Raw genomic sequence first — 7,281 nt, 5'->3', positions numbered from 1 at the left:
GCGTTGTTAAGAAGATCACAGTCGTGACTTTGTGTATAGAAGTAAGTGCCTGAAGTGACGTACCCCAAGGGGGAGCGCAGGTCACAGAGCTGCGGACGGACAGAAACGCCGTTTAGACGGTTTTACGCACAGTAGTCGCAACGGCCAAAAACTGATCTTTCCGATTGTGATGTGCGGAACTCCGGTCTCACACCTTGTGCTTCGCTTTACCTCGTTCATCACCGCATCCGGGCCACGGTTACGGACAGCGGTGCAGTGCCTCCTGGCTGCGGCCAGGACTCATCCGGCGCCAGCTTGGGTGTTGGAGCAGCTCTACGAGCTCGGTGACGACAGCGACCTGCCGATGGAGGCCCGCGGTGAGAGCGGCGGGATGCGCATTCGGCTGCGAGCTCGCCACCGCCTCCAGGAGCCGGAGACCGCGATCGACCGGGCCACGGATGAAGAGGTGGTCGCCATGTTCCTGGCCTGCCGCTCGGCTCAGGACCGGCTGACGTTGCTGCTGCTGTCCCGTGTCGGACTGCGTCCGGGGCAGACGGCAGGTCTGCGCCGGACCGACCCGCACCTGATGATGGACCCCCAGGCGGTCGGCTGCGACTTCGAGGGTGCCCACGTCCATGTGGTGCGGCGGCAGAACGAGAACAACGCCTGGTCGAAGTCAAGGAAGGCGTGGGCGATGCCCGTCGACTTCCTCGTGGTGCAGGCTTTTGACCAGTACGTGCTGGAACGGCACGAGGTTCTCGGCTCGGGTGGCAGTGACTTTCTCCTGGTCAACCTGTTCCGCCCGCCGCTCGGGGCGCCGATCACGACGGACGCGATCGGCGAGCTGTGTGAGTCGCTGTCCCGGCGGGCGGGGCTGGACCGGCGGGTGACGCCTCTGATGTGCCGGCATGCGATGGCCAGCAACGTCGCTGACGCCGGGGGCAAGCTGGATGAGATCCAGGCTCTGCTGGGGCAGAAGAACCCGAACTCCCCGCGGCCCTATCTACATCCCAAGGCGTCACGGCTGCGGGACGCGATCGAGCGCGTCCCCACCCCGCGCGGGCTGATGCCGGCAGACGGCCGGTGACCGCGGCCGTCGCGCGGGCCCAGCGCATCGCGGCGGAGCGGAATGACGCCTTGCGGGACGCGGTCACACCGGGGTTTCTCCAGCTGATGAGGTGGGATCCGGCGGTTTGCGTGTTGTGGTTCCCGGCCTCCCATCCGTTGTTCGGAGCTCCCGTCTGCCGTGTGTCCGGCTGCGACAAGCTGGCCCACAATGCGGGGAGCCGGGGCCTGTGCCGCGGTTGTGTGAAGCGGTGGGAGAAGTCGGGGCTGACGGTCGACGAGTTCGTCGCCGTGGTGAAACCGCGCTCTCGCGCTATCGGTTCCGCCGGGTGCCTCGTCCCGGACTGCGCACGTCCGTGCAAGGCGGTCACCGCGATGCTCTGCCACGGCCACTGGGATCAGCACCGGAAGCACTACTCCCGGATGCCGGTGGACGAGTTCGTTCGGCTCCCGAACGTGGGCCCACTGCTGGGCTTCGGGCCGTGCGAGGTGGTGGCGTGCTACCGGGACCGCGACATCGCAGCCTCACCGTACTGCAACGCCCACAACTGTCGGCGCAGGTACGCGATCCGGCACGGCACCATGCCGGACGAGGAGATCTGGCGGCTGGTCACCCCGGCGGTCGCAGAGCAAGGCGCGGTGAGCCTGCGCGGGCTACCGGAGCAGGTCGTGGCCGAGATCCTCTACGGCGTCCAGCAGCGCAACGCGGAAGGCATCAAGCAGAAGGATTTCGTCCTGCGCCCGCTGGTCGACTTCGTCCGGGTCGAGCGGCTTTCCTCACTGGAGCAGTTGGAGGTGGACCGGCTCAACTCGCACTGCCGCCCCCTTGCTGCCGGGCTGCGCCGGCACGTGGTCCGGTTCGGGGCCTCTCCCGAGACGGAGCGCTACAAGGACGTCTGGGATGCGGCGGTCTTCGGGCTCGGCGGGGTGTTCCGGTTCGACCACATCAGGCAGACCTATCTGCGCGAGGCCCTCAAAACCTGGGCGCTGGACGATATCCCGCGCCGGTACGGCAACAGTCCCCGCGGGGTCGTCCAGCGACAGATCAACAACATGGCTCTGTTCTCGACGAGCCTGCGGCTGCACCGAAACGACAAAGGGATGGATCTGCGGCTGCTGGGCCGCGACGACATGGTCTTCTTCCTGCACCGGCTCCGGTTCCTCCACGAGCAGGACGAGCTCAGCGCGTCACGGCGGCTGGATGCGGCCCGGGACGTGCGGCGATTGCTGAACCGGATGCGGACCCTGGGGCTAACACAGCCCGGCCAACCGCTGCACGGCATCGCGGACGACTTCACCCTGCGCGAAGAGGACATGCCCGAGGACGCCGAGGACGATGAGGCCGGCAAGGACCTCCCGCCCGAGGTGATGCGGCAGATCTGCGAACACCTGACGACCCTCGACAGCACGGACCATCAGCACTACCGCACCGTGGTTGAGGTCGTCATCGACACCCGCCGGCGGCCGACCGAGGTCTGCAAGCTGCCCTGGGACTGCCTGGATCGTGACGCCGACGGCAAACCCGTACTCGTCTACAACAACCGCAAGGCCCTGAGGATGGGCCGGCGCCTGCCCATCCCCGAACCGACCGCAGCCGTGATCACCGCTCAGCAAGAACGTACCCGGGTCCGCTTTCCTGAAGTGCCGATCCGCGAGCTGGCGCTGTTTCCGACGTTCCAGGCCAACCCGCACGGGCACCAAGGCGATCAGCGCGACGAATGTGGCGGAGCGCCACCGGAAGTGGGTGACGTCGCTGCTGCCCGAGATCCTCGTCCCCACGGTGGTGGACATCGACGGCGATCGCGTCACCAAGATGCTGCCCTTCGACAAGGCGAAGATCTTCCCCTACGCCTACCGGCACACTTATGCCCAGCGGCACGCTGATGCCGGTGTACCCATCGACGTGCTCAACGAGTTGATGGACCACCGCCAACTCGACACTACACAGCGGTACTACCGAGTTGGGGAGAAGCGGCGAAGGGAGGCCGTCGAACGGGTCACGGCTATGCAATTCGACCGGCACGGCAACCGCGTCTGGCGCACCGCCAAGCGCCTCCTGGACTCCGAACACGCCCGCCGGGCCGTCGGAGAAGTCTCCGTACCCTACGGCGGCTGCACCGAACCGTCCAACGTCGCAGCCGGCGGCCACGACTGCCCGGTCCGCTTCCGCTGCGTCGGCTGCGGCCACTTCCGCACCGATGTCTCCTACCTGCCGGACCTGGAAGGCTACCTCGCCGACCTGCTGCGCAGCCGCGAACGCCTGGCTGCGTTCGTCGAAGCCGACGACTGGGCCACGACCGAAGCCCTGCCCTCGGACGAGGAGATCACCCGGGTCCGACGATTGATCCGCCGCGTCCGCGACGACCTGGAGGACCTCACCGACGAAGACCGCACACAGATCCAGGAGGCCATCAAGCTCGTCCGCCGCAGCCGCGGCGCCGTCTCGCTGGGCATGCCCCATGTCCGACGACCCCTGCTCGACATCCGCCCCGAAAGACCGGCATGACCAACCCCATGACCGAAGGGAAGCGCGCCGACTCCGCCCGCCGCCGTGACCGAGTCCTCAAGCCCCTCGACGCAGCACTGCGCGCGGGCGAAGACATCACCGTCTCCGGTATCGCCCGCGCGGCCAGAGTCGACCGCACCTTCCTCTATCGCCACCGCGATCTACTCGAACGCGTCCACGCCGCGGCCAACACTCCGGCTGAACAGGGCCGGACAACGGCAGTCAGCAGAGCCTCGCTGCAGACCGATCTCGCAAACGCCCTCAGCCGAAACACTCGCCTCACTGGACGCATCCAGGTGTTGGAGAGGCGGCTGTCCGAAACTCGTGGCCAGCAGGTCTGGGAGGAGGCCGGGCTGGGCGCACCGACCGACATCGACCTGCTCCAACGCCGCATCACGATGCTGGAGCAGGAAATCGCCGACAAGACTCGCGAACTCGAAGAACGCACCGATGAGTTGGAGGCGGCGCGAGCCGCCAATCGGGAACTCACCCGGACCCTCAACCAACGCCCATAACCAATGGCCTGGTCTGGGGCGGTTACTTCTCACCCACGTCAGCCCAGGGGTCGGCCCTTCGGCTCGGGGCCCGCCGTCCTGGACCTGAGCGCGAACAGCCACACGCGGCCCTCGTCGACAGTCCCGTAACCCTCGGCGTGTAGCCGGTCAGCGCGGGGCACCCTATAACCTTTCAGGTTTCCGCCAGCGTGCTACCAGCAGACGATGTCACCGCGAGGGGTGACGCAGACAGCGAGGCAAAAGGCCGCCCGCGGCATCTCGTCGTCCCATCGGCCCTGGACAGAGGCAGCCCGGTGAGTGCCGCTGCCTGCGTTCACAGCCGTGCCGGAACCCGCTTCGACGTCGGAAGGACCGCACGCATGATCGCGCTTATGGACCCTGAGGTAGGCACCGAGGCCCCCGCCCTCACTCTGGGCACACCCGCCCTCTACCCCGCCACTTCGAAGGGCGGCGGCATCGGAATCGGTAGCCGCCGGTCTGTCCGCTACCCCGCCATCGCGAAGGGCGGCCCGAGCATCGGTACCCGCAGGATTGTCCGACACTCCGCCACTTTGAAGGGCGGCGGCCCGGGCATGGGTACCCGCAGGTCTGTCCGCCACCCCGCCACGGCGAAGGGCGGCGGCATCAGCGTCGGTGGTCGAAGGTCTGTCCGTTACCCCGCCACGGCGAAGGGCGGCGGCATCAGCGTCGGTGGTCGAAGGTCTGTCCGTTACCCCGCCACGGCGAAGGGCGGCGGCATCAGCGTCGGTGGTCGAAGGTCTGTCCGCTTCCCGGTCATACCGATGGCTGGCGTCGGCGCCCGTATCAAGGGTGGTGTCGGTGTTGGTGAGCGGTCCCGCAGGACCGTCCCTCTCGGTCCGAACTGCCTCTAGCGGACGCTGGCTTCGGCTGGTGGCGGTAGACGGGGAGGAAACGGATGGGGAGCCCGTCGATCACGGTGGAGCGGTGGGAGGGGCTGGAGTGCGCCGTGCACCTTGATGTCGTGCTGCCGATGTACAAGGAGATCTGGGCCGAACCGCCGTACTGCGAGGGCCCGAAGGAGATCGCCGAGTTCCTGGACCGCTTCGCGCAGGAGATCTTCCTTCCTCGCGCCCGCCTCGTCGTGGCCCGCTGCGGCGACCTGCCCGTGGGCTACGCCTTCGGCTACCCCCTGCCGGCGGACACCGGCTGGTGGAAGGCGATGGAGGGGGAGACGACGGCGGAGTTTGTGGCCGAGACCGGTGAACGCACTCTGGGCATCGTCGAGCTCGCGGTACGCGCCGGATGGCGGCGCCAGGGGGTGGCGGCCCGTATGCACACCCATCTGCTGGAGGGTTTGGGCGTCGAGCGCGTCACCCTGGCGATGAGGCCCGAGCCGGAAGCGGCACCGGCGCACGCCGCCTACGCCGCGTGGGGTTACCGCCTGGTCGGTCGCTGGCGGCCGGCCGACGATGAGCCGGTGTCCCACATCATGCTGCTGACCTTGCCGGTCGCCGCGCACGAGGGCGGCCGGTGACCGGGAACACGATCGAAATCCGGGAGTTGATCCGGCCCAATCCGCCCACGGGCCGCGCGGACCTGTGTGCGCTGGATCGGGTGTTCCGGGCCGTCCCGCCGGGCGAGGTGCGCGGGCTGCTCGGCCCGGATGGTGCGAGCAAGCCGACTTTGTGCCCCATTCCGTCCACGAGGCTGTCGCCGTCTGCCGGCCGCGGCGGAGGTGCGCCATGTGGGCGGCGGACGGGGTGCGGTACAGGCTCCAGCGCCTGCGGCGCGTCTGACGACGCCGGCCGGGGCACACGATGAGCAAGGCGGGCATGAGGGCGGCCCGTCGCCGAGGGGACGCGGGCGACACGCCGGCCAGGACGGGGCTGCTGCGGGAGCGGGGCTTTCGGCTCTACTGGAGCGCGGAGAGCATTTCGCTGGTCGGGGACGAGATCAACATCCTGGCGATCCCGCTGGCCGCCGTGCTGCTGCTGGACGCGGGCGCGGCCGAGATGGGGTGGCTGACGGCGGCGGCGCTGCTGCCCTCGTTGCTGCTGTCGATACCCGGCGGGGCGTGGGCGGACCGACAGAGCAACCGGCGCATGGCGATGATCGTCGCGGACCTCGGGCGGTTCGCCGCGGTCGCCTCCGTGCCACTGGCGTATGCGTGCGGGACGCTGACGCTGACGCTGACGCACCTGTTCGTGACGGAGTTCGTGGTCGGGGCGCTCACAGTACTGTTCAGGGTCTGCAAGCATCACGTGTACGCCTCCGTGGTCCCGTCGGAGAGGTACGTGGACGGCAACGCGCTGCTCTCCGGGAGCAGTTCCATGGCCTCGGTCGCCGGACCGAGCACGGGCGGAGCGCTGGTTCAGGCACTGTCGGCGCCGTGCGCCCTGCTGGTGGACGCCCTGACCTATCTGGTGTCGGCGGCGTGCCTGGGCCGCATCAGGGCGCGGGAGGCGCCGCCCGCCCCGCGTGGCGAGGGCGGGCTGGCGGCAGGGCTGCGGTGGGTGACGGCAAACCGCACCCCGGGCCTGCTGCTGGCCGGGGTTTCCATGCTGAGTCTGTGCAACACCTTCCTGATGACGCTGTTCGTGCTGTACGGGACCACCGAACTGGGGCTGACCGCAGGGGCTTTGGGGGCGGTCTTCGCCACGGCCGGGCTCGGCGGTCTGGCCGGCGCCTACGCCGCGCCACGCGTGGTGCGGCGGATCGGCCTCGGCCCGACCGTCGTCACCGGCTTCCTGTGGTTCAGCCTGCCCCTGCTGCTGGTACCGCTGGCCAAGGGCCCGACACCGTTGGTGATGACAGCGCTGGTTGCTGCGCAGTTCGGCGCCGGCTGCGGAGTCACCGTCCTGAACATCTCCACCAACAGCTATCTGATCGCCGTCATCCCGCCCACGCTGCGCTCCCGCGTAATGGGCGTGGTGCAGACAGCCAACTTCGGAGTCCGCCCGATCGGCGCGATACTGGCTGGCACGCTGGGCACCGCGCTCGGCCTGCATCTGACCATATGGATCGGCACGGTAAGTGCCGTGCTGAGTGTCCTGTGGGTTCTCGCATCCGGGGTGCGGCGCGTCCGGGAACTACCCGAGAACGCCGCAGCCACTCCAGAAGAAAGCTGATGAGCGCTGGTGCGGGTACCAGTCCCCGCCTGAGCATCGTGCGGGTGGGCGTGGCGGCGTAGCGACCAGGTCGCGGAACAGGTCCAGGGGGCGCGGCGTACTTGCCAGATTCGATGAACCACTCGAA

Annotated in this window: 6 protein-coding genes; all 6 read left to right on the top strand. The window is 68.5% G+C overall.

What is annotated here, in order from left to right:
- The first annotated feature begins 301 nt into the window (after positions 1-301).
- The gene (locus tag Sco07f_RS39510) at positions 302-1,066 is read left to right on the top strand and encodes a tyrosine-type recombinase/integrase (protein WP_244942275.1); all 765 of its coding nucleotides are present in this window, start codon (positions 302-304) and stop codon (positions 1,064-1,066) included.
- Positions 1,063-2,928 carry a site-specific integrase gene (locus Sco07f_RS39505; RefSeq protein ID WP_108990795.1) on the top strand — a complete coding sequence of 622 codons (1,866 nt, stop codon included), beginning with the start codon at positions 1,063-1,065 and terminating at the stop codon, positions 2,926-2,928. The genes Sco07f_RS39510 and Sco07f_RS39505 overlap by 4 nt, the downstream gene beginning before the upstream one ends.
- Positions 2,825-3,550: a tyrosine-type recombinase/integrase gene (locus Sco07f_RS39500; protein ID WP_218030767.1), complete on the top strand. Its 726-nt coding sequence runs from the start codon at positions 2,825-2,827 to the stop codon at positions 3,548-3,550. Before Sco07f_RS39505 ends, Sco07f_RS39500 begins: the two co-directional genes overlap by 104 nt.
- Positions 3,547-4,065 carry a DUF6262 family protein gene (locus Sco07f_RS39495; protein ID WP_108990794.1) on the top strand — a complete coding sequence of 173 codons (519 nt, stop codon included), beginning with the start codon at positions 3,547-3,549 and terminating at the stop codon, positions 4,063-4,065. The genes Sco07f_RS39500 and Sco07f_RS39495 overlap by 4 nt, the downstream gene beginning before the upstream one ends.
- Before the next feature lie 916 nt (positions 4,066-4,981).
- Complete coding sequence (locus tag Sco07f_RS39485; protein ID WP_108990793.1) at positions 4,982-5,560, top strand: GNAT family N-acetyltransferase; 579 nt, start codon at positions 4,982-4,984, stop codon at positions 5,558-5,560.
- A gap of 298 nt (positions 5,561-5,858) precedes the next feature.
- Positions 5,859-7,154, top strand: a complete 1,296-nt coding sequence (locus Sco07f_RS39475; RefSeq protein ID WP_108990796.1) for an MFS transporter — start codon at positions 5,859-5,861, stop codon at positions 7,152-7,154.
- Positions 7,155-7,281 lie beyond the last annotated feature (127 nt).

Origin of the sequence: Streptomyces coelicoflavus (assembly GCF_003112555.1) — a bacterium.
Taxonomy (GTDB): domain Bacteria; phylum Actinomycetota; class Actinomycetes; order Streptomycetales; family Streptomycetaceae; genus Streptomyces; species Streptomyces coelicoflavus.
This window is presented reverse-complemented; position numbering and strand designations above follow the sequence as displayed.